This is a genomic window from Negativibacillus massiliensis (genome assembly GCF_900148495.1).
In the GTDB taxonomy this organism is placed as follows: domain Bacteria; phylum Bacillota; class Clostridia; order Oscillospirales; family Ruminococcaceae; genus Negativibacillus; species Negativibacillus massiliensis.
Genome location: NZ_FTRU01000008.1, coordinates 440,769 through 463,544, shown reverse-complemented (window position 1 = coordinate 463,544; position 22,776 = coordinate 440,769). Strand labels below are relative to the sequence as shown.

The 22,776-nt window shown below is 43.7% G+C and carries 16 protein-coding genes and 1 riboswitch; of the genes, 4 read left to right on the top strand and 12 right to left on the bottom strand.

Features of this window, described 5'->3' with window-relative positions:
* From BQ5375_RS08200 to miaB, 4 genes are all read right to left on the bottom strand, one after another.
* The gene (locus BQ5375_RS08200) at positions 1 to 225 is read right to left on the bottom strand and encodes a helix-turn-helix domain-containing protein (protein WP_022132970.1); all 225 of its coding nucleotides are present in this window, start codon (positions 223 to 225) and stop codon (positions 1 to 3) included.
* A gap of 23 nt (positions 226 to 248) precedes the next feature.
* On the bottom strand, positions 249 to 2,879 hold the full coding sequence (gene mutS, locus BQ5375_RS08195; protein WP_022132971.1) for a DNA mismatch repair protein MutS: 2,631 nt from the start codon (positions 2,877 to 2,879) through the stop codon (positions 249 to 251).
* A gap of 154 nt (positions 2,880 to 3,033) precedes the next feature.
* Positions 3,034 to 3,438 carry a YlbF/YmcA family competence regulator gene (locus BQ5375_RS08190; protein WP_022132972.1) on the bottom strand — a complete coding sequence of 135 codons (405 nt, stop codon included), beginning with the start codon at positions 3,436 to 3,438 and terminating at the stop codon, positions 3,034 to 3,036.
* Positions 3,439 to 3,502: 64 nt separating this feature from the next.
* Complete coding sequence (miaB, locus tag BQ5375_RS08185; protein WP_143529450.1) at positions 3,503 to 4,891, bottom strand: tRNA (N6-isopentenyl adenosine(37)-C2)-methylthiotransferase MiaB; 1,389 nt, start codon at positions 4,889 to 4,891, stop codon at positions 3,503 to 3,505.
* A 382-nt stretch (positions 4,892 to 5,273) separates the two neighbouring features.
* On the opposite strand from miaB, the gene BQ5375_RS08175 reads away from it, so the two are divergent.
* Positions 5,274 to 6,248, top strand: a complete 975-nt coding sequence (locus BQ5375_RS08175; RefSeq protein WP_022132974.1) for an ROK family protein — start codon at positions 5,274 to 5,276, stop codon at positions 6,246 to 6,248.
* 52 nt (positions 6,249 to 6,300) lie between these two features.
* A complete protein-coding gene (locus BQ5375_RS08170) occupies positions 6,301 to 6,960 on the top strand; it encodes a ComF family protein (protein ID WP_022132975.1) in 660 nt (219 codons plus the stop codon).
* Positions 6,961 to 6,998: 38 nt separating this feature from the next.
* On the opposite strand, the gene BQ5375_RS08165 is transcribed toward BQ5375_RS08170, so the two are convergent.
* Positions 6,999 to 7,322 carry a DUF1540 domain-containing protein gene (locus tag BQ5375_RS08165; protein ID WP_022132976.1) on the bottom strand — a complete coding sequence of 108 codons (324 nt, stop codon included), beginning with the start codon at positions 7,320 to 7,322 and terminating at the stop codon, positions 6,999 to 7,001.
* A gap of 279 nt (positions 7,323 to 7,601) precedes the next feature.
* Here BQ5375_RS08165 and BQ5375_RS08160 point away from each other — a divergent pair, with 279 nt between their 5' ends.
* Positions 7,602 to 9,248 carry a D-alanyl-D-alanine carboxypeptidase family protein gene (locus BQ5375_RS08160; RefSeq protein WP_076917694.1) on the top strand — a complete coding sequence of 549 codons (1,647 nt, stop codon included), beginning with the start codon at positions 7,602 to 7,604 and terminating at the stop codon, positions 9,246 to 9,248.
* A gap of 50 nt (positions 9,249 to 9,298) precedes the next feature.
* On the opposite strand, the gene BQ5375_RS08155 is transcribed toward BQ5375_RS08160, so the two are convergent.
* The 3 genes from BQ5375_RS08155 to BQ5375_RS08145 all read right to left on the bottom strand — a co-directional run bounded on the left by BQ5375_RS08155 (position 9,299) and on the right by BQ5375_RS08145 (position 11,812).
* Positions 9,299 to 10,213 carry a SufB/SufD family protein gene (locus tag BQ5375_RS08155; RefSeq protein ID WP_022132978.1) on the bottom strand — a complete coding sequence of 305 codons (915 nt, stop codon included), beginning with the start codon at positions 10,211 to 10,213 and terminating at the stop codon, positions 9,299 to 9,301.
* Positions 10,214 to 10,227: 14 nt separating this feature from the next.
* A complete protein-coding gene (locus BQ5375_RS08150) occupies positions 10,228 to 10,974 on the bottom strand; it encodes an ABC transporter ATP-binding protein (protein ID WP_022132979.1) in 747 nt (248 codons plus the stop codon).
* A gap of 220 nt (positions 10,975 to 11,194) precedes the next feature.
* The gene (locus BQ5375_RS08145) at positions 11,195 to 11,812 is read right to left on the bottom strand and encodes a folate family ECF transporter S component (protein ID WP_022132980.1); all 618 of its coding nucleotides are present in this window, start codon (positions 11,810 to 11,812) and stop codon (positions 11,195 to 11,197) included.
* 65 nt (positions 11,813 to 11,877) lie between these two features.
* Positions 11,878 to 11,985: riboswitch (THF riboswitch) on the bottom strand.
* Between the two features lie 330 nt (positions 11,986 to 12,315).
* On the opposite strand from BQ5375_RS08145, the gene BQ5375_RS08140 reads away from it, so the two are divergent.
* A complete protein-coding gene (locus tag BQ5375_RS08140) occupies positions 12,316 to 13,473 on the top strand; it encodes a DUF362 domain-containing protein (protein WP_022132981.1) in 1,158 nt (385 codons plus the stop codon).
* A gap of 198 nt (positions 13,474 to 13,671) precedes the next feature.
* On the opposite strand, the gene BQ5375_RS08135 is transcribed toward BQ5375_RS08140, so the two are convergent.
* From BQ5375_RS08135 to BQ5375_RS08120, 4 genes are all read right to left on the bottom strand, one after another.
* A complete protein-coding gene (locus tag BQ5375_RS08135) occupies positions 13,672 to 15,669 on the bottom strand; it encodes an ABC transporter substrate-binding protein (RefSeq protein WP_076917693.1) in 1,998 nt (665 codons plus the stop codon).
* A 396-nt stretch (positions 15,670 to 16,065) separates the two neighbouring features.
* Positions 16,066 to 18,045: an ABC transporter substrate-binding protein gene (locus BQ5375_RS08130; protein ID WP_076917692.1), complete on the bottom strand. Its 1,980-nt coding sequence runs from the start codon at positions 18,043 to 18,045 to the stop codon at positions 16,066 to 16,068.
* A gap of 427 nt (positions 18,046 to 18,472) precedes the next feature.
* Positions 18,473 to 20,482 carry a peptide ABC transporter substrate-binding protein gene (locus BQ5375_RS08125; protein WP_022133421.1) on the bottom strand — a complete coding sequence of 670 codons (2,010 nt, stop codon included), beginning with the start codon at positions 20,480 to 20,482 and terminating at the stop codon, positions 18,473 to 18,475.
* Positions 20,483 to 20,697: 215 nt separating this feature from the next.
* Complete coding sequence (locus BQ5375_RS08120; RefSeq protein ID WP_022133422.1) at positions 20,698 to 22,710, bottom strand: peptide ABC transporter substrate-binding protein; 2,013 nt, start codon at positions 22,708 to 22,710, stop codon at positions 20,698 to 20,700.
* Between the last annotated feature and the right edge of the window lie 66 nt (positions 22,711 to 22,776).

The following is a 22,776-nucleotide window of genomic DNA, read 5'->3' as shown; positions in this document are numbered from 1 at the left end:
TTAGCCTTTGTTTATTTCCCTGCACTCGGTGCGGCCCATCAGATAATCCAAAGAAACATTAAAGAAATCTGCAATATCCACCATGGTGATAGCATGGGGATACAGTTTTCCTTCCTCATAGTCCTGAATCATTTTGGGCAAACATCCCAGCTGGGACGCCAGTTCTTCTCTGGTATAACCCTTTTCGTTGCGCAGCTCATACATTCTGTCTGCAAAAAATACCATACGCAAAACCCCTTTTCCTTAGGCTAGATCCTTGCCTTAAGTTCCGACAGCAAGACCAGTGCCTGTACCGGCGTGATCTTTTCGATGTCGATTTCCTTAAGCCTGCGCACAAGCTCGGAGTCGTCCTGCTGTACCAGAACCATCGGTTCGGGCTGTTTTTGTTTTTTCGCTTTGACCGAAGGCATATTCCCCGATTCCAGCTGTTTTAAGATCTGCTGGGCACGCTGGATAATCTCCTCCGGAATTCCTGCCAGTCGGGAAACATCGATGCCGTAGCTGTCATCAGTTCCCCCGCGGACAATCCGCCGCAGGAAATAAATCTCATCACCGTTTTTCTTGACAGCGATATTGTAGTTTTTGATGTTGAAAAAGGACTGTTCCAACTCGGTCAATTCGTGATAGTGGGTTGCGAACAGTGTTTTGGCACCCAGTTTTTTGCGGTTTGCAATATGCTCGATGACCGCCCTTGCGATGCTCATTCCATCAAAGGTGGAAGTTCCTCTTCCAATTTCGTCCAGAATCAAAAGACTGTTTTCGGTAGCGCTCTTTAAAATCTGTGCCACCTCACTCATCTCAACCATGAAGGTCGATTGTCCAGATGCAAGGTCGTCCGAAGCTCCTACTCTGGTATAGATTCCATCCACTACCCCGATCTGTGCTGCCCTTGCCGGCACATAGGAACCAATCTGCGCCATCAGTACAATCAGAGCTGCCTGACGCATATAGGTCGATTTACCTGCCATATTCGGGCCTGTGATGACCGCGATCTGATTTTCTGCCTTGTCCAGCAGCAGGTCGTTTGCTACAAACAGGGTATCCTTTAACATCTGCTCTACGACCGGATGGCGTCCATCCTGAATATGGATTCTACCGGACAGGTCAACGTCCGGACGGCAGTAATTATTTTCAAAGGCAACCTGTGCAAAGCTTGCGTACAGGTCCAGCCATGCAATCGCGTTAGCTGTCGACTGTACCCGGAAGCTCTGCTCTGCCACCTGAGAACGCACCTCGTCAAACAGCTGCGCCTCCAACACAAGAATTTTATCCCTTGCTCCCAGTATGGTCTGTTCCAGCTCCTTTAATTCCTGGGTGATATACCGCTCGCTTCCTGTCAGTGTCTGTTTTCGGATATACTCTGCCGGAACCTGGGACAAAAACGACTTGGTAACCTCGATGTAATAACCGAACACATTGTTAAATCCAATCTTCAGGTTCTTGATGCCGGTCTTTTCCCGTTCCTTTGCTTCAACCGATGCCAAAACTCCCTTGGTGTTGTGTACAATCTCCCGCAGCGAATCCAGCTCCTTGCTGTATCCCTTACGGATTACACCACCGTCCTTTAACAGTGCCGGCGGGTCATCGTCGATTGCACAGGAGATTAAACCACAGATATCTTCCAGCGGGTCCATATTGGCAATCAGTTGTCTTAAATAAACTGATTTGACCTCTCCGACCGCCTCTTTAAGCTGCGGAAGGTTCTGAACGGTAAATTGCAGGGAGCGCATTTCTCTCGGGCTTGCAGACCCGTATACGATGCGAGTAATCAAGCGCTCCAGATCAAAGATATCCTGCAAGATACCGCGGATTTGATCCAGACGGATGCTATCGCTCAAAAGTTCTCCAACCGCATTCAGGCGTTTGTTGATGGCTGTCGGGTTAAGCAGTGGTTTTTCAATCACCGAATGAATCAGACGCTTGCCCATCGGTGTTTTGGTTTTATCCAGCACCCACAAAAGGGTTCCTTTTTTCTCCCCGCTGCGCAGCGTTCTGGTCAATTCCAGATTTCGTCTTGCAGTCAAATCTAAGGTCATATATTGGTCATCGCTGTACAGCTCCAGATGCTGCAAGCTTTCCAGACCATGTTTCTGTGTCTGGGTAAGATATTCGATCATCGCACCCAGCGCATAAATGATAACGTTTTGTCCTTCCCGGCTCATCTGACGGATATCGCAATCCGGAAATTGTGCCGCAACGGTTCGATAGCAGACATCCCAGGTAAAAAAGCTATCCGGAAGAATTTCCGGTCTGATATGTAAGCGATCATTTAAGAAATTTTGAATCAGCGCACATTCCCCAGCTGATTCGTTTAAGAGAACCTCTGCCGGAGAAAATCGTCCCAGCTCATTGAGCACTCTCTTTTTCCAGTCGGACTCAATCTGTGACGCATAGACCTCTCCGGTCGATACATCCGAAAAGACAACGGCAAAATGATCTTTGCCCGGCTCCCGATAGACAAAACAGAGGTAGTTGTTTGCTCCTGCATCCAGCATATTGGTTTCCAGTACCGTTCCTGGAGTAACCACACGGATGATCTCTCGTTTGACCAGACCCTTTGCAGTCGCAGGGTCCTCCACCTGTTCACAGATTGCCACTTTATAGCCTTTTTTTACCAGCTTTGCAATATAGCTCTCGCTGCTGTGATATGGAATTCCGCACATCGGTGCACGTTCTTCCAAGCCGCACTCTTTGCCGGTCAGGGTCAGTTCCAGTTCACGGGAAGCAATCAGCGCATCATCAAAAAACAACTCATAAAAGTCGCCGAGGCGGAAAAATAAAAGCTGATCCAGATATTTTTCCTTGACACTCCAATATTGGCGCATCATCGGTGAAAGTTTTGTGGTGTCAACCGGTTTGCTCGAAATCTTTCTTTCCATTGTCCCTTTCCTTTCCACACGGTACCATTTTTGTGTTTCAGGCTGTTCTGCACAGGGAAACGGGTTTCCCTCTGCACAGCAGCCTGTTTCAAGTTGGATAGAAGGTCAGCCAGCACCCGTTTTCCGGTCTGCTGGCTGACAAAATAATCAATTATTAGTGACAGCCTCCACAGCTTGCGCAGTTGCCGCCGCAGCCTACCTGCATCTCGATGGTGTCTGGGTCTTCACCGTTAACAGAACCATAGAGGATGGTGCTGATAAAGTTCATCATATCGTCTACTTCATGTTTTGCAGCGTTAAACTCTGCCATGTTCTCGTTTGCCATAACTTCGGCATATACTTCTTTGAGTTCTTTGTCCAGAGTGTTGAGCTTATCGGTGTCTTTGTTCTCCTGTGCCATCTCGGTGGTCAGCTCAGAACGTTTCATGTTGAATTTTACGATCAGATCCTGCAGAGCCTGATCTTCATCGTTTGCTTTTTTTGCAGCGTCGATTCTTTTATATCTCTCGTCCTGCTGAATTGCTTTTCCAAGTTCTCTTGCCATTGCAATGATATCCATGTTTTTTCCTCCAAAATATTATTTATATTGTAAACGCGGGGTTCCGCATTTGCATTCTGAAAATTTATGCAAGTTCTCCCTCATATTCCGAGCGCAGACCGCGGGTAACTTTTACCTTGACAAAGCTGCCTGCCCGAACATCTTTTGCAGGGAATTTGATGATCATTCCGTTCTCGCACCGACCAACCATCCAGCCTTCCCTATCCTGTGCCGGATGTTCTGTCAGCACTGAAAGGACTTTGCCTTCCATTGCGCGGTTATCTTCCTCGCTGATCTTATGCTGCGCAGCAATCAGCTCGTTTAACCATTTGGTCTTTTCCTTGTATGGAACCGGGTCCGGCATCTGTGCCGCTCTGGTTCCCGGTCTTGGCGAGAAAATAAAGGTGAACATGCACTGATAACGAACTTCCTGACAAAGGGACAGCGTCTGCAAAAAGTCCTCATAGGTCTCTCCCGGGAAACCAACAATGATGTCGGTGGTAAAGGTAACATCCGGCATCTTTTCTTTTGCGTAACGAATCAGGGAAAGATAGTGCTCTCTGGTATAGCGGCGGTTCATCTGTCCCAGCACGCGGTCTGAACCACTCTGTACCGGAAGATGAATGTTGTGGCAGATCTTTTTGCTTTGTGCAATCAGATCGATCAATTCTCTGGTACAGTCTTTCGGGTGAGAGGTCATAAAACGGATGCGGAAATCTCCCTCAAGCTGTTCGATCTGGTGCAGCAGCTGTGCAAAGTTAATCGGGTGCTCCAGACCTTTACCGTAGGAGTTTACATTCTGACCTAGAAGGAGAATCTCCTTGTAGCCCATGGCAATGATTTCTTTTGCCTCTCGGATAATCTCTTCCGGCTCACGGCTTACCTCTCTGCCGCGGACATAAGGAACGATGCAGTAGGAACAGAAGTTGTCACAGCCATACATGATCTGAAGGGAAGCCTGAACGCCCTGTCCACGCTGAATTGGGAGGTGTTCGGCAATACGATTTTCTCTTCCTTCTCCCTCATAGCAGTTAACAACCCTGCGTTCTCCCCGCAGAATTCGGTTAAGAAGTTCCGGCATGGTGTGCAGAACATGAGTTCCGAAAATCAGTTCTACAAAAGGATAGCTCTTTCTGATCTGACGCACTACTTCATCCTGCTGCATCATGCAGCCGCACAACCCAATCAAAATAGAAGGGTTTGCCTGCTTTAAGCGCTTTAGCTCACCCACCATGCTAAACAGTCTGATTTCCGCGTTTTCCCGGATTGCACAGGTGTTATACAGGATGATATCTGCCTGTTTCTCATCTTCTGCCTGCTCACAGCCCATATTGATGAGCATGCCCATAATCTTTTCACTGTCAGCGACGTTTCCCTGACAGCCAAACGTTTTTACAAATGCACGGGGAGTATGTCCCATACGATGCAGCAAAAGTTCCCTGTTTTCACACAAAAACTGCCACTGATGCATCATTTCTTCCTTTGAAACAACTATGCTTGTTCTGCTCTTTTGCTGTGTATCCATATTGAGCACCAAAAATCCCCCGTCCCAGAAAATTATTATCAATTTATTATACATTTTTCCGCCGTTTTCGTCAATGGCAGATCTGTTTTCCTCTTTTCCCCGATGGTTCTTTTTTCTGCCTTTTTCTTCCCGTTTTTTCTTTGTTTTTCCGCCTTGTCCTGTGACCCTATTTGAGAAAAGTTTATGCTTTTTTCATTTTTTTGCTCAAAATGATTGCAAAGCATCTGCCGCAATGATATGATTAAGAAAATCATGGATATTCAAAAAATTTTTAAGAATATGCCATCATACAAAAAAGCACCTGTATTGTGCACACAGAGGAGTATTTGGGATGAAATATTATATTGGTATTGACCTTGGCGGAACCAACATTGTAGCCGGTGTGGTAGATGAGAACTTTTCTCTGATTGCAACTGCCAGCAACAAAACAAATGCCGGACGTCCGGCAGATCAGATCGCGGAAACCATGGCTCAGACTGCAGCACAGGCTGCAGAAAAAGCAGGAATCTCGATGGAACAGATTGAATCGGTGGGAATTGGTTCTCCTGGTATCGTTGACAGCCAGAAAAGAGAAGTTATCTTTGCAAGCAACTTGGACTTTTACAACGCTCCAATCGGACAGCTTCTGGAAGATCGTCTGCATCGTCCGGTTTTCCTCGCAAACGATGCTGACGCTGCTGCTTACGGCGAATTTATGGCTGGTGCTGGAAAAACAGAAAACGGTCAGCATATCTCCAACATGGTAGCAATCACACTGGGTACCGGTGTAGGCTCCGGTATCATTATTAACTCTAAGATTTACAATGGTTATGGCTTTGCTGGCGGAGAATTTGGTCACACCGTTATCTGCTTAAACGGCAGACCTTGCTCCTGCGGAAGAAAAGGATGTATCGAAACCTACTGCTCCGCTACCGGACTGATCACCACCACCAAAGAACATATGCAGCATAACCCTGACTCCCTGATGTGGAAATTGTGCGACGGCGACCTTGACAAAGTGGATGGACGTACCTGCTTTGATGCAGCAGAACAGGGTGACAAAGCTGGTCAGGCTGCTGTGGAAGAATACACCAATGCACTTGGAGAAGCAATTGTCAATGCAATCAATACTCTCCAGCCAGAAATCATCTGTCTGGGCGGTGGTGTCTCCAAACAGGGCGAAAATCTGCTCCGACCAATCCGCAATTATATGGATCGCTTCTGCTTTGACCGTTTTGCTGCACACCGCACACAGGTGCGCATCGCTGAGCTTGGCAATGATGCCGGCATCATCGGCGCAGCTTTGATCGGTCTGCAGGCTGAATAGCAACATTTGGGGAGGATAAATTCCTCCCCTTTTTGTTTAAAGGAGAATTTGGATGAGACCAACCCTTGTTGACTGGATCCTTGATTTTTTGTGGCCATCCCGATGTATCTTTTGTGGAAAGATTATTCCCCCACAAAAGCTGTACTGTCCGGAGTGTATAAAGCAGCTTTCCCCTGTCACTTCGCTCCCTCCTCTGTTTTATCTGGACATCGTTCTTTCCTTTACCAGATATTCTTACACAAGCTCCTCTGCCATCTACCGGCTTAAATTTAGAAATCAGCCAAAATTGGCCGCAACGCTTGCGCAGATGATGGCAGAACGATTTTGTTCCCAACTTTCTAAGCTTTCAATCGACCTGATCTGTGCTGTTCCGATGTCCCCTCAGAAGCAGCGTCAGCGCGGTTACAATCAGGCCCAACTGCTCGCTCAGCAGGTTGCAAAGCAGACGAATATTCCGTATGCTCCGCTTCTGGAAAAGATAAAAACCACGCCGGAACAACATACCCTCGGTGCGGAACAGAGAAAGCATAACCTGAAGGATGCTTATCGGGTTGTTACTCCGCAGCAGGTTTTGGGAAAACGGATTTTGATTATTGATGATGTCATCACGACCGGTTCAACCATGAACGAATGTGCGCACACCCTGCGTGATGCTGGTGCAGAATGGGTGGGTGCTCTCTCCTTTGCCCATACAACAATGATTCCAAACTAATTAAAAAATCCCGAAGCAAATTGCTTCGGGATTTTTGTTTATCTTGCCTGAAAACTTTCGCAATTTGTCTGGCTGCGGCTTTCAGCGCCATTTCCGCCGATACTGATGTGATCTGCGTTACAGTTTCCCATGGAGTTAAATACACAGTTTTCTGCTGTACATTTTACCTGTGCATTTAAATTTGCATTGGTGAAATGAGTGGAATTGGAAACTTCACCTGGTCCTTTTTTCTGGAAGCTCTGGCACTCTGTTTCACCACAATGGCAGGCACCTTTTCCCTGCACCTTGATCGATGGCTGGCAGCAGCAGTTGTTCTGGTTGCTTGCACAATTGGTTACATGACAGGTCAGTCTTGTTAACATGGTTTCATCCTTCTTTCTCTAACGATTCTTTGCTGAAAATTCCGGTAAATGTTGGAAAAGCTTTTTGATCTTTCTGGCTTTTCTGTCTATATTCTTCCCCTTAAAAGCAAAAACTATTCTCCCACACATGAAAACATCCTGATTTTATTTTGATTTTTGTCTTGGAATTTATAAAATCTCTCGGCAAGTCCTTCTATTTTTCCCGAAAATATGTTAAGATATGATGTGATAAGATTTTATCTTGATTTCAAAATGAAAATTGCTTAGGAGGTTTCTCTCTTGAAAAAGATAATTTCCATTCTGATGGGACTTGTCGTTGCCTGTCAGTTAGCTGTCCCTGTTTTTGCACAAACTGGAACAACACAATCCTCATCTGAAACGACACAAACACAGCAGACCGAAAGCACTTCGGACACGACACAAACAGAGGGAACCACAAGCGGTACCACCTCTACAACGGAAACGGATGCTAACAAAACAGCAGAAAACACTGCCACCGCGCTTCCTGCTATCAACTCCGATTCTTACATCGTCATGAACGCAGAAACCGGTCAGGTTTTGATTTCCAAAAACCCTGACAAAAAACAGTACCCTGCCAGCATCACAAAAATTCTGACCACCGCAATCGCATTAAACTATGTCGATCCGGAGTCTGATTATACTGTCACCACCGAAGACGTATTCCCTACCTATCCAAACGAATACAAATTCAGTGATGGAACCTATGTTGCGATTACACAGGATGAGGTTGTAAAGGTTCGTGACCTGCTGTACGGCACCATGATTCAATCTGCAAACGATACCGCAAATGCTCTGGCTGACTGTGCTGCAAAACTTGCTAATCGTTCGGTCACTCTGGAAGATGGTTCTACCAGCTACACTGGCGGCTTTGTTGAGATGATGAACGAAAAGGCAAAGGAACTGGGCTGTGTCAATTCCAATTTTGTCAATCCACATGGATTGTACAATGAAAACCAGTACACCACCGCCTACGACATGGCACTCATTACCCGCTACGCTCTTACTACACCGGATTTCCTGCAGTATTTCAGCCAGACTGAATATACTATGGAGCCAACCAACAAGCAGCCGCAGCCAAGAAACTGGGGGCGTGTTAAAGAAGGCATGATGGAACCTTCCAACGAGAACTACTATGAAGGAACCATTGGTGTAAAACTGGGATATTTAACCGAATCCAACCACACTGGTGTTTCGGTAGTAGAGCGAGACGGCGTGCGTCTGATCTGTGTTGCACTCAACTGTACCGGCAGCAACGCTTATGCCGTTCAGAAAGATATGATCAACCTGTTTGATTACTGCTACAACAATTTCACCCCAGTTACCTACACTGCTGCGGAACTTGCTCATGAAAACTACAAAACCCCTGTTTATGACAAGCGCGGCGAAGGCTCTACCCTGATTGGTACTGCTACCTACTCTACTGACTCTGATTTTACTGTTCTGATTCACAAGAACTATACCAAAGATGATATTGTCATGACCTCGGATATTCCTGGACGATACTACCAGGATGAGGACATGCCATCCACCCTCACCTTCTCCATGAATCCTACCACGGCTGCGGATGCATCCCAGTACATGGTACCCAACATGGCGGCGTTAAAGCTTCAGGTCAAGGTGGTCACCTTCAGCGAGATAGAAGCACAAAAACAGGCTGCAAGGAAAGAGCTGTTTAACAAGATTTTTAACGTTATCAAAATCATTTTGATTATCTTCTTGGTTCTTGTTGTACTGCTACTTATTTTGCGTATCCACAACAAACGCAAATACAAAAAGCGTATCGCACGCAAAAAAGCCGCACAGGCTCGCCGCAGACAACTTCCGCCTAATTCTCCGCAGAGGACCTCTTCCCAGAGAAGTTCTTCCTCGCAGAATCGTACTTCTAAACCAACCAGAAAAAGATAGGTAAAACAAAAATGCTGTCCATAATGGACAGCATTTTTTTATTGATCTGATTATTTTAAGAAGCCTTCCACAATCTTCGCTTCTGCTTCTTCCGAGGTAAGTCCTAATGTCATCAGCTTGATCAGCTGTTCTCCAGCGATCTTTCCGATTGCTGCTTCGTGAATAAGAGCTGCATCAATGTCGTTTGCAGTCAGTTCTGGGATTGCACTGACAACGCCCTTGTCCATAATAATAGCATCACACTCAGAATGTCCGGTACAGCGGGTATTGCCGTTGATAACCGAACGGAACATCTGCTTGGAAGTTCCTCTTGCAACCGAACGGGAAATCAGATCCACACCGGAATCTTCTCCGTCCAGATCCACAGCAAAGTTTGTCTCTGCATACTGCTCACCATGGGTCATGATTTTTTCTTTGATGACAAGCTTTGCATTTGCCTGCAAAACAGCTTTGGAGTCACGCTTTGTGGAATCAACACCTTTGATCTGAACAGTGTCCATCTCCATATAGCTGTTTTCTGCCATTTCAATATAGGTCTGTGGATTGATGATTCGTTTTCCAGTTCCTTCTCCAATTCCAACATGTTTTTCTTCATAACGGACTTTTGCGTTCTTGGAGATAAAGAAACGATGGATTCCGTTGTGCTGGGAGTCTTCTTCGCCATCGGTATGAACGCCGCAGCCTGCCACGATCACAACATCCGAATTTTCACCAACATAAAAATCATTGTATACCAAATCATCCACATTGCTCTTGGTTACACATGCTGGAATGTATATTTTTTCCTTGGTGTTTGGCTTGATAATAATATCGATACCTGGCTGTCCAACCTTTGGAATAATGTCTACATTTTCGGTTGACTGTCTTCCTGCACAGCCTCCATCTTCGCGAATATTAAATGCACCTTTGATCTCTCCGGAAATATCCGAAATCATGCTTAACAGCTTTTTGGTAATATCATTCATCGAAAAATCCCTCCTTACTGCACAACGCGTCTGCCTTTACCGCCAACACAGTACTGGCAGTCTTCTCTGAGCAATTCTGGAAGGACCTCTTCCTTTTTGCCTCTTGCCATGACTTTACCATCTGCAATCACGATAATCTCGTCAGCAATATCCAGAATTCTTTCCTGATGCGAAATAATCAGCATAGAACCATTGATCTCCTTGCGCAGATTTTTAAACACATCGATCAGGTTGTTAAAGCTCCAAAGGTCGATTCCTGCTTCCGGCTCATCAAAGATGGTCAGTTTGGTTTTTCTTGCCATAACGGTTGCGATTTCAATTCGTTTGATCTCACCACCGGAAAGGCTTGCATTGACCTCACGGTCGATATAATCTCTTGCACACAGTCCAACTTCCTTCAGATATCCGCATGCTTCGCAGTCGCTGATCTCACGTCCGGAAGCCAGATTGATCAGGTCACGAACTGTAATTCCCTTAAAGCGAACCGGCTGCTGGAAAGCAAAGCTGATTCCGCGGGTCGCTCTTTGTGTGATGTCCAGATCTGTAACATCTTCTCCATCCAGAAGAATCTGTCCCTGATTTGGTTTTAAAATGCCTGCGATCATCTTTGCCATTGTGGATTTACCGCCGCCGTTTGGACCGGTAACAACAACCAGCTTTCCGGTCTCAATGGTAAGGCTGACATCTCGCAGAATTTCTTTTTGTCCATTGCCTGTAAATTCATCCTCTACACTCAGAGAAATATTTTTTAATTCGAGCATGTTTTCACTCCATATCTATCAGAAAAAAATTGATACTTTTTAACAAATCAAAAATACTCCATTTTGGTCTACTTGTCAAGTTTTTGCGCGATTTTTAGTGAAAATAAAAGAAAGCTAACACCCTTTTCCAGATATTATTACCACCAAATTGGATTCTCTTGCAAAAGAAAAGAAGCAGAAAAAATATTTCTGCTTCTTTTTATCTTTTCTATTCCATTGATCAGTGAAGCTTTGCCCGCTGGATTACTTTGTTCATTCCATTAAGGACAATATAAAGAAGAACAATCTCAAACGGCAGAGCCATCAAATTTTTAATAACACGCGGTCCCAGTGCGCCAAGGAATGGCATTCCATACAGCCAAGAAACCCATACTGTATTGAGCAGACAGTTGAGCAGAAGGCTGACAGTTGCTTTGGAAGCAATGGCACGAGGGATGGTACATTTTTCTCTGTAAAAAAATACACCATACACAACACCGCCCAGCATTGCTGTCAGGGTAAAACCGAAAAAGTATGCACCGTCTGGCTTTAACAGATATTTAATCAAATCTCCTGCTCCGGCTGCAAGCGCTGCTGTAAATGGGCCATACAGCATTCCCAGCAAAGCGGTAATCAAATAGCCCAGTCCGATCTTAATGGTCTCTGTGACGCGGACAGAAGCGGTAAACGAGATTACCACGCTCATGGCAAGCAACATGGCAACGCCGGTCAGAGTCCGTACCTGCTTGAGCTCCTGTGCGGACTGTCGGAATTTTTCTGGCAGAGAAAGAGAATTTCCTACCTGTTTGGTTGTTGACAGAGAAAGGGAGTTCTCTGCCTGTTTGGGTACAAGGTTCATTTTGCATACCTCCTGAAATAAAGTTGTGACGGCTGTACAAACTTGGAGGAATGCTCCTTGTATGTAACAGCGGGATGCGGCAAACAGACCGCAAACCCCGTTGTATGGAGTTTTTCGTCCCGGCAACAACTCCCCGTTTGCCGAACACTTAACGCCTGTATGCCTACTCTGCTTATGTCGAGTTCATTATATCACAGTTTCTTTTTATTTCAACTTTTCCCTCTTTCTCTGCTTTATCACTTTGCACAACAGTTTTTTTCTTCCCATCACCTTATCCCTGTTTTTCTCAAAAAAACATCGGCATTATTTCTAAATAGTTTCGCATCTTTTCATCAAAACAAGAAAAATATTCTCCAAAATACTCAATATTTATCGATATCTTTTTTCAATCCCCAAAGAAAAGAAAATTTACTTTTCTCCCATTTTCCCCCAAACAAATTTATGCTATAATAAAAATAAGCTTTGGTGATAAAAGATACAAAGCCATGAAGGAGGAATTTAAAATGGAGAAATCGAAAGTTTATTTCACTTCTATGAAGGTCAATGCCGGCACAAACCTTCTGAAAAAATTAAATCATCTGATCAAAGAAGCAGGCATTGCCAACATTGATTTTGAAAACAAATATACTGCAATCAAGATTCACTTTGGTGAACCTGGAAACCTTGCATATCTTCGTCCAAACTATGCAAAGGTTGTTGTTGATCTGGTAAAAGAACTGGGTGGACGTCCATTCCTCACCGACTGCAACACTCTGTATGTCGGCAGAAGAAAAAATGCACTCGATCATCTGGATACCGCTTATGAAAATGGATACAATCCTTTTGCAACTGGATGCCATGTTATCATTGCAGACGGTCTGAAAGGTACTGACGAAACACTTGTTCCGATCAACTGCGAATATGTTAAAGAGGCAAAAATCGGCCGTGCTGTCATGGATGCAGATGTTATCATCTCTTTAAACCATTTTAAAGGACATGAATCCACCGGTTTTGGCGGTGCCTTCAAAAACCTTGGTATGGGATGCGGTTCCCGTGCTGGCAAAATGGAAATGCACAGCAGCGGTAAACCAAATGTAAATCAGGCTTTGTGTATCTCCTGTGGAGAATGTCGCAAGAACTGTGCGCATGACGCAATCAGCTTTATTGATTATACTGGAGAAAACAAACCAGGCAGCCGTGCAGAGCGCAAAAATGCAAAGAAACGTGCATTTATTGATCACAACAAATGCGTTGGCTGCGGCCGCTGCATTGGTGCATGTCCAGAAGATGCTGTAAAAGCTGGAACCAGCGAAGCAAATGATATCCTCAACTGCAAGATTGCTGAATACACCTATGCAATCATCAAAGATAAACCTAATTTCCACATCAGCCTGGTAATTGATGTTTCCCCATACTGTGACTGCCATGCTGAAAATGATATTCCGATCGTACCAGATATCGGTATGTTCGCTTCCTTCGACCCTGTTGCTTTGGATCAGGCTTGTGCAGATGCAGTAAACCGTCAGCCAGTGATCAGTGGCAGCGTCCTTGCAGAAAAAGAACATTGTCATCATGACCACTTCACCGATACCCATCCAGACACCAACTGGGAAACCTGTTTGGAACATGCTGTTAAACTTGGCATGGGCAATCGTGAATACGATCTGATCGAAGTAGAATAATTTTGCTTCTAAAAAAGGACGTCCACAGCAATGGACGTCCTTTTTTTATTCATCTTTATGAGTATTTATAACTACAGCGTTCTAAATATTTATAAGCACTTCATGTATATTTAATCTAAGCAATTATCATCAGGATAAAAAAACAGGACCTTTTAAAAAGGTCCTGTTTTTCTGTATTCTACAATCGATAATCAGTGATTATTCCTGAACCATTGCAGCAACCTGTTCTGCTACACCTTTTTCTTCAGAGGTATAACCGTCTGCGTTGCTTCCCCAGTTCTTCATCTTGTCACCAACACTACCGAACATTGGCTGCATCTTGGTGTCGTTGTCAACACGGCTGAGGCACCAACCGATCTGGTAATAACATGGCAGTACGATTGCATGCTGGAGCATATATGCTTCTGCTTTTGCATATGCTGCATAACGTGCATCCAGATCATCAGTGATAGCATTTGCTTCATTTACCAGAGTGGTAAATTCTTTGTAGGTGTCAATCAGAGCTTTTGTTGCTTCTGTTTCTTCTACTTCGTTGATGTAGTTATATTCCTGAGAATAGTAAGCGTTGTCTTCGCCGTAGGTCATCTGACCGAGGTAGTTCTGTGGGTCACCGTAGTCAGCACCCCAACCATTGATCATGAAGGAATGGAGATGTGGTACGGAAACTTCGTTACGGCTGCTCTGGATGTATGTCTTGATGTTGAGTTTTACATAGTCATCGCCGAGGCAGTCAGAGAATACCTGAGCAAGTACGTTTGCGCTGTCCAGAGCGGTCTGGCTGGAAGCGGAAATATAGAAGTCAGCTTCAACTGGGAAGGTAACGCCCTGAGCGGTCAGCTCTTCAATTGCCTGCTGTTTGTACTGTTCTGCTTTTTCAGCATCCAGTCTGATTGGGGTAGTACCGTTTTCATCGGTCATGCCCATTTCTTTTCTTACCAGATCGGTGTAGTCTGTACCATCAGAAGTATAAACCAGACCTTTCATGGTGTAGAAGTTGTTTTCACAGCTCATTGGGTTGATTGCGTTTACACGTTTCCAGTAGTTTGTGAAATCAATTCCATAGTACCAGGACAGACGGAATGCTTCGTTTGCGATAGCAGTGTTCCAGTTTGTATCCGGTGTACCATCTTCTTTGTTCTTGTTGTAGTTGAACTGCATCTGGTAAGAGAAGTGGGATGGAACGTCTGGAACCAGATAATCATGGAATTCGTTGTTAGCATCTTTTGCAATGGTGTTAACCTGAGCTTCACCAAGCTGTACGTAGTCAACGTCGCCGGTCTGATAGAGCTGGAATGCAACGTCGTTGGATTCTACCATCTTAACAGTAACGGTATCGAACAGTTTTGCTTCGGTATCCCAGTACATTGGGTTTTTGGTGAAGATCTTTTCGTTACCCTGAATGTAAGAGGTCATGGTGTAGCAACCATTGTACCACATGGTTTCGTTGTTCATGGAACGAACAGCATCAGCGCCGCCCAGTTCATCTACCATGCCCTGAGCCATTGGGTACAGAGCAACGTAAGAAGCCAGGGAATCAAAGTATGGTTTTTCAGTGATGCAGTGGTAGATTACAGTGTAATCATCTGGAGTTTCCAGACCAACCATTTCACGGAATTTAGAACCTTCGCCTGCTGTCAGAGCTTTTGCTTCTTCTTCAGACAGGGTCTTGGTGTATTCGTAATATTCTTTTGCGCCTTTGATCATTTCGATTGGCATTGCAGTGTTAGAAGAGTCATTTTTGTAGAAGTTCAGAACCCACTCCAGACCAGTTGCAAAGTCCTGAGCAACACAATCAGCTTTCTCCTGACCATTTACGTCAACCCATTTTACACCTTCACGGAGTTTGAAGGTCCAGGTCAAACCGCCGTCTTCTGTACCCCATTCTTCTGCGATACATGGAACGAGCTCACCTTTTGGGTTAGATTCCAGCAGACCATCAACCAAGCTGGTCAGATTTTCGCCATCTTCTGCTCTCTGTGTGTAGAGGATGTTAAAAGTTTCCAATTCTCTGGAAGCCAGTCTTGGAATAACTAAGTCTTTAATTTCGTTTTCGCTGCTTGCGCTGGTGCTTTCTTCGCTTCCGGATGCACCTGTTGTTTCTTCGGAGTTACCGGAGTTACCAGAACCGCCACATCCGCTCAGTACGAGAGATGCTGCCATAGCCAAAGCCAGCAGTTTGGATACTGTCTTCTTCATAATTTGCCTCCTTAGACAATTGTGTAAAGCGCTTAAAGTAAAATTGCTTGTCCACACTTTACTTGTTCAAAATAATATCCCAGCACAGGATCTGACGTTCCGTCACCTGTGTCGAGTCAACGTGATACAATATAGCACATCATTTTTTTTATGTCAATAAAATTATGTTTGTTAAAAAATAGATTTGTGCCTTTTGTATATTTTTGTTATAAATTATTGTTAACATCAAATTGAAAATTTTTTAACAAATATAGATCTATTGTCTTAATTGTGTAAAATGAAAAATTTTATACTTTTTTATCATATTTGTGCGAAATCATGCTATAGAAATCATTAGAATTGTTGATATAAAAAAATCAGGATCTTTGAAAGATCCTGATTTTTTATTAATAATTATTATTCCTGAACCATTGCAGCAACCTGTTCTGCTACACCTTTTTCTTCAGAGGTGTAACCGTCTGCGTTGCTTGCCCAGTTTTTCATCTTGTCGTTAACAGAACCATACATAGCATTCATCTTTGTATCGTTGTCAACTTTGCTCAGACTCCAACCGATCTGGTAGTTACATGGAATTACGATTGCATGCTGGAGCATATATGCTTCTGCTTTTGCATATGCTGCATAACGTGCATCCAGATCATCAGTGATAGCGTTTGCTTCATCTACCATCTTGGTGAATTCTTTGTAAGTATCGAGCAGAGCTTTTGTTGCTTCTGTTTCTTCTACTTCGTTGATGTAAGAATACTGATCAGAATAGTAAGCATTGTCTTCGCCGTAAGTCATCTGACCGAGGTAGTTCTGTGGGTCAGCGTAGTCAGCACCCCAACCGTTGTTGGTGATAGAATGCAGGTGTGGGATAATTACTTCGTTACGAACACTCTGAATGTATGTCTTGATGTTGAGTTTTACATAGTCATCGCCGAGGCAGTCAGAGAACATCTGTGCAACAACGTTTGCGCTGTCCAGAGCGGTCTGGCTGGATGCCTGGATGTAGTAGTCAACTTCAACTGGGAAGGTAACGCCCTGAGCGGTCAGCTCTTCAATTGCCTGCTGTTTGTACTGTTCTGCTTTTTCAGCATCCAGTCTTACAGGTGTCTGGCCATTTTCTTCTCCCAGACCCAGTTCTGCTCTTACCAGATCGGTGTAGTCTGTACCATCAGAGGTATAAACCAGACCTTTCATGGTGTAGAAGTTGTTTTCACAGCTCATTGGGTCGATTGCGTTTACACGTTTCCAGTAGTTTGTGAAGTCCAGACCATAGTACCAGGACAGACGGAATGCTTCGTTTGCAACTGCAGTGTTCCAGTTTGTATCTGGTGTGCCATCTTCTTTCATCTTGTTGTAGTTGAAGATGTACTGATAAGAGTATTTGGATGGAACGTCTGGAACCAGATAATCATGGAATTTGTTGTTAGGGTCTTTTGCAATTGTATTCAGCTGAGCTTCACCAAGCTGAACGTAGTCAACGTCGCCAGTTTCATACAGCTGGTATGCAACGTCGTTGGACTCTACCATCTTAACAGTAACGGTATCGAACAGTTTTGCTTCAGTATCCCAGTACATTGGGTTTTTGGTGAAGATCTTTTCGTTACCCTGGATGTAAGAGGTCATGGTGTAGCAACCATTGTACCACATATTTTCGTTGTTCATGGAACGAACAGCGTCAGGACCGCCCAGCTCATCTACCATTGCCTGAGACATTGGGTACAGACAAACATAGGAAGCCAGAGAATCGAAGTATGGTTTTTCGGTTACACAGTGATAAACTACAGTGTAATCATCTGGAGTTTCCAGACCAACCATTTCACGGAATTTAGAACCTTCGCCTGCTGTCAGAGCTTTTGCTTCTTCTTCAGACAGAGTCTTGGTGTATTCATAATATTCGGATGCGCCTTTGATCATTTCGATTGGCATGGTTGTATTGGAAGAGTCATTTTTGTAGAAGTTCAGAACCCACTCCAGACCAGTTGCGAAGTCCTGTGCATTACAATCTGCTTTTTCCTGACCGTTCATGTCAACCCATTTTACACCTTCACGGAGTTTGAAGGTCCAGGTCAGACCGCCGTCTTCTGTACCCCATTCTTCTGCGATACATGGGACGAGCTCACCTTTTGTGTCAGATTCCAGCAGACCGTCAACCAGGTTTGTCAGGTTTTCAGTGTCTTCCAGTCTCTGGCTGTAGAGGATGTTAAAAGTTTCCAATTCTCTGGAAGCAACTCTTGGAATGATTAAATCTTTAACTTCATTCTCGCTGCTTGCGCTGGTTGCATCACCGTTCTCGGTTGTGCCGTTGGAACTACCAGATCCACCGCATCCACTCAGTACAAGAGATGCTGCCATAGCCAAAGCCAGCAGTTTGGATACTGTCTTCTTCATAATTTGCCTCCTTAAGCAATCGTGTAAAGTGTCCAAAAGCAGTTATCTTGTCCACTTTACTTGTTTAAAATAATATATCGGCACAGAATTTGGTCATTTTGTTACCTGTACCGAGTCAACGTGATACAATATAGCATATCATTTTTCCATTGTCAACATTCTAGCTTTTTCGCATCTACCTTTTCCATTTTATTTGTACGTATTGTATATTTTATTTTGCAAAACTTGTTCAATGCTTAAAATAGGTTACCTTTTTAACAATCTTTCTCACTCTTGATACAAAAATATAATATTTCTTTGTTTGTTTTAACAATTTCAATTGCTAAAGTGAGCTTTTAAATTTTCATTTTCCTGCATAAAATACTTTCTGTATAATCAAAAAAGGGACGTATAAAACGTCCCTTTTTTTGATTATTTTTAATTGTTTCTACTTGTTATACTCCTCAACGATTGCTTTCATTTCTTCGGTTGTATAACCATTAGAATTGGTTTCCCAATTCTTCATCTTTTCGTTCTGAGCACCAAACATTGCGTTCATCTTGCTGTAAACGTTAATCTTTGTCAGACACCATGGAACATTGTAGTAAGCAGGAATTACGAGACCATGCTGGATCATGTAAGCTTCTGCTTTTGCATATGCTGCATAACGTGCATCCAGATCATCATAAATCTTGTTTGCTTCTTCTACCATCTTGGTAAATTCTTTATAGGTATCCAACAGATCTTTTGTTGCTTCTGTTTCTTCTACATCCTTAACATAGTTGTAGTCCTGTACATAGAATGCATTGTCATATCCGTACATTTCCTGACCGAGGTAGTTCTGTGGGTCACCATAGTCAGCGCCCCAACCACGGATTGTGATAGAGTGGAGTTTTGGATCGAATACTTCGGTACGTTCACTGGAAACATATGTTTTAATATTCAGTTTAACGTAGTCATCACCCAGGCTGTTGGATAATGCCTGACCAAATACAGTTGCGCTGTCCAGAGAAGTCTGGTTGCTTGCTGCAATGTAGTAATCAACTTCAACTGGGAAGGTTACGCCCAGAGCAGTCAGTTCCTCAATTGCCTGCTGTTTGTACTGTTCTGCCTTTTCAGCATCCAGTCTAACCTGTTTTTCACCATTCAGTTCTGGCAGACCCAGTTCCTGATGAACCAGTTCGGTATAATCGGTACCATCAGAAGTGTAAACAAGACCCTTCATGGTGAAGTAGTTGTTTTCACAGCTCATTGGATTGATGGTGTTAAATCTCTTGTAGTATTCACTGAGATCCAGACCATAGTACCAAGACAGACGGAATGCTTCGTTAGCAATTGCGGTGTTCCAGTTGGTATCTACAGAACCATCTTCTTTTCTCTTATCAAAGTTAAAGTGGATCTGATAGGAATACTTATCAGCAGGTCTTTCAACCAGCTGATCGTAATATGGATTATTTTCATCACCGCTGATAGTCTTCAGGTTACTTTCTGTCAGGTCTACATAATCCAATTCACCAGACTGATACAGCTGGAATGCTACGTCGTTGGATTCTACCATCTTAACGGTAACGGTATCAAACAACTGTGCATCTTCATCCCAGTAAGTTGGGTTCTTGGTGAAGATCTTTTCATTGTTCTGAACATATGTAGTCATGGTATAGCAGCCATTGTACCACATATTTTCGTTGTTCATTCCTCTAACACCATCTACACCCAGTTCATCAACCATTGCCTGAGACATTGGATATAGACATGCATAGGTTGCAACAGTATCAAAGTATGGTTTTGGTTCGATACAATGATAAATCAGGGTATAATCGTCAGGAATTTCTACACCAACCATTTCCATGAATTTGGAGCCTTCGCCTGCTGTTAATGCATAAGCTTCTTCTTTGGATAATGTCTTGGTATATTCGTAGTATTCGGATGCGCCTTCAATCATTTCGATTGGCATGGAAGTGTTTGCAGAGTCGTTTTTATGGAAGTTCAGTACCCATTCCAGACCGGTTGCAAAATCCCAAGCAGTAACATTTGCTTTCTCTTCGCCGTTAACATCTACCCATTTTGAGTTGTCACGAAGATTAAATGTCCATGTTTTACCGCCGTCTTCTGTTCCCCATTCTTCTGCAATACATGGAGCAAGTTCACCATGTGGATCCAGCTCCAACAATGGGTCTACCAGGTTACAAAGATTTTCAAAGTCAGAAGCCATCTGGCTGTAAAGAACGTTAAAGGTCTGCAGCTCTCTGGTCGACAGTCTTGGAATAACCAGATCTTTAATTTCGTTTGCAGAACTTTCTTCTCCCGTTTCTGTCTCTGTACCTGTTTCCGACTCAGCTTTTTCTGAGTTTGTATCTGTCGCGTTGTTGCTTGTTCCCACATCAGCGCTTCCACAACCGCTCAGTACCAGCGATCCCATTAACGCTAAAGCTAACAACCTAGATACCATCTTTTTCATAGAGTTTTCCTCCTCTTGCCCCTGATTTTTAAACGACAACTATCTTTGTGGGGCGTACAATTTGCCGTTGGTATAAGGTTACCACATGTGCTTTCATTCGTCAATAATTATTCCTGATTTTTATAAATATTGTTAAATATTTATGTAATATATGTGCATAAATTGCAAAAAGAAAGAGAAGCATCTAAATGCTTCTCTTTCCTTAAAATGTAAAATTATGCAGCGTGGTAAGCTTCTGCGATTGCTTCCATCTCTTCTGTTGTGTAGCCTTCAGAATTGGTTTCCCAGTTCTTCATCTTACCATTTACAGAACCGAACATAGAGTTCATCTTGCTGTATGGGTTAACTTTTGTCAGACACCAGCCTACATCATAGTAGTGTGGGAAGCACAGTGCATGCTGAATCATATAAGCTTCTGCTTTTGCAAATGCCTGATATCTTGCATCCAGATCATCATTGATTGTACCTGCTTCTTCTACCATTCTGGTAAATTCAGCGTAAGTATCCAGCAGGTTCTTGGTAGCTTCAGTTTCTACTACATCATCAATGTAAGAATATTGTTTTGCATAGAATGCGTTATCGTTGCCCATAACTTCCTGAATCATGTAGTTCTGTGGGTCACCGTAGTCAGCACCCCAACCATTGACTACCATGGAATGTTTCTTAGCATTGTAAACTTCCTGAGTAGAGCTCTGTACATAGGTCAGAATGTTCAGTTTAACAAAATCATCGCCCAAGCTATCGGAGAAAGTCTGTTTCAGAACGTTTGCGCTATCCAGCATATTCTGGTTGCTGCCCTGAATATAGTAGTCGATTTCAACAGGGAAAGTAACGCCCAAAGCGGTCAGTTCTTCCATAGCCTGTTTCTTATACTGTTCTGCTTTTTCTTTATCCAGTCTTACTGGGGTTTCACCGTTGTTTTCTGGCAGACCAAGTTCCTGACGAACCAGTTCTGTATAGTCAGTACCATCGGAGGTATAGCAGAGACCTTTCATGGTATAAGCATTGTTTTCACAGCTCATTGGATTGATTGCATTGGTTCTCTTCCACTGTGGTCTCAGATCCAAACCATAGTACCAAGACAGACGGAATGCTTCGTTTGCTACAGCAAGATTCCAGTTGGTGTCTGGTGTGCCATCTTCATTCATCTTATCAAAATTGAAATGAATCTGCCAAGAATATTTGGTTGGCATCTTTTCTACCATATAGTTGTAGAATGGATCATTTTCATTGTTACGGATTGTGCTGATATTGCTTTCGCTCAAGCTAACTTCGTCGATTTCGCCATTCTGATACAGCTGGAATGCTACGTCGTTAGATTCTACCATCTTTGTGGTAACAGTGTCAAACAGTTTACATTCGGTATCCCAGTAAGTTGGGTTTTTAGTCAGAACTTTTTCGTTGTTCTGAACGTATGTAGTCATGGTGTATGGACCATTATACCACATTGTAGTGTTGTCCATTGCGCGGACTGCATCAACGCCGCCCAGTTCATCAACCATTGCCTGAGACAGTGGGAACAGACATACATAAGCTGCTACCGAGTCAAAATATGGTTTTGGATCGGTACAATGATAGATAACTGTGTAATCATCTGGTGTTTCCAGTCCAACCATCTCACGGAACTTAGAACCTTCTCCTGCTGTCAGAGCTTTTGCTTCTTCAGGAGTCAAAGTTTTTGTGTATTCATAATATTCTTCTGCACCTTTGATCATCTCAATCGGCATGGAAGTATTGGAAGAATCATTCTTATGGAAGTTGAGTACCCATTCCAGACCGGTTGCAAAGTCCTGTGCATTGCAAGCGGCTTTTTCCTGACCGTTCATATCAACCCATTTGGAATCTTCACGAAGTTTGAAGGTCCAGTTCAGACCTCCGTCTTCTGTACCCCATTCTGTTGCAATACATGGAGCTAATTTACCATGTGTATCAGTTTCGAGAAGGCCTTCCCATACATTACACAGAACATCGTGTTCCTTCTGGTTGTTTGCGAAAAGGATATTGAAAGTTTCCATTTCGTTTACGCCCAGCTGAGAAATTACGAGGTCTTTGATTTCATTTTCGGACGAAGCAGTTTCTGTGGATTCTGCCTGTTCCTGTCCTGTAGTCTCTCCTTCACTGTTTGGCTCATTGCTTGTTTCATTTGTTGTACCGGTCGATCCACAACCACTCAACACGAGCATGCTCGCTAAAAGCAATGCCAAACCTCTTGATATCGTCTTCTTCATAAATTAAGCCTCCCTCTACGGTGCTTTTTTTGTTGGTACGATCAGATTGTACCAGTCCAGGGTCTC

Bases quoted from the DNA above. Each gene is read 5' to 3' on its own strand.
- BQ5375_RS08200 (WP_022132970.1), bottom strand. From the start codon at position 225: ATGGTATTTTTTGCAGACAGAATGTATGAGCTGCGCAACGAAAAGGGT.
- mutS (WP_022132971.1), bottom strand. From the start codon at position 2,879: ATGGAAAGAAAGATTTCGAGCAAACCGGTTGACACCACAAAACTTTCA.
- BQ5375_RS08190 (WP_022132972.1), bottom strand. From the start codon at position 3,438: ATGGATATCATTGCAATGGCAAGAGAACTTGGAAAAGCAATTCAGCAG.
- miaB (WP_143529450.1), bottom strand. From the start codon at position 4,891: ATGATGCATCAGTGGCAGTTTTTGTGTGAAAACAGGGAACTTTTGCTG.
- BQ5375_RS08175 (WP_022132974.1), top strand. From the start codon at position 5,274: ATGAAATATTATATTGGTATTGACCTTGGCGGAACCAACATTGTAGCC.
- BQ5375_RS08170 (WP_022132975.1), top strand. From the start codon at position 6,301: ATGAGACCAACCCTTGTTGACTGGATCCTTGATTTTTTGTGGCCATCC.
- BQ5375_RS08165 (WP_022132976.1), bottom strand. From the start codon at position 7,322: ATGTTAACAAGACTGACCTGTCATGTAACCAATTGTGCAAGCAACCAG.
- BQ5375_RS08155 (WP_022132978.1), bottom strand. From the start codon at position 10,213: ATGAATGATATTACCAAAAAGCTGTTAAGCATGATTTCGGATATTTCC.
- BQ5375_RS08150 (WP_022132979.1), bottom strand. From the start codon at position 10,974: ATGCTCGAATTAAAAAATATTTCTCTGAGTGTAGAGGATGAATTTACA.
- BQ5375_RS08145 (WP_022132980.1), bottom strand. From the start codon at position 11,812: ATGAACCTTGTACCCAAACAGGCAGAGAACTCCCTTTCTCTGTCAACA.
- BQ5375_RS08140 (WP_022132981.1), top strand. From the start codon at position 12,316: ATGGAGAAATCGAAAGTTTATTTCACTTCTATGAAGGTCAATGCCGGC.
- BQ5375_RS08135 (WP_076917693.1), bottom strand. From the start codon at position 15,669: ATGAAGAAGACAGTATCCAAACTGCTGGCTTTGGCTATGGCAGCATCT.
- BQ5375_RS08130 (WP_076917692.1), bottom strand. From the start codon at position 18,045: ATGAAGAAGACAGTATCCAAACTGCTGGCTTTGGCTATGGCAGCATCT.
- BQ5375_RS08125 (WP_022133421.1), bottom strand. From the start codon at position 20,482: ATGAAAAAGATGGTATCTAGGTTGTTAGCTTTAGCGTTAATGGGATCG.
- BQ5375_RS08120 (WP_022133422.1), bottom strand. From the start codon at position 22,710: ATGAAGAAGACGATATCAAGAGGTTTGGCATTGCTTTTAGCGAGCATG.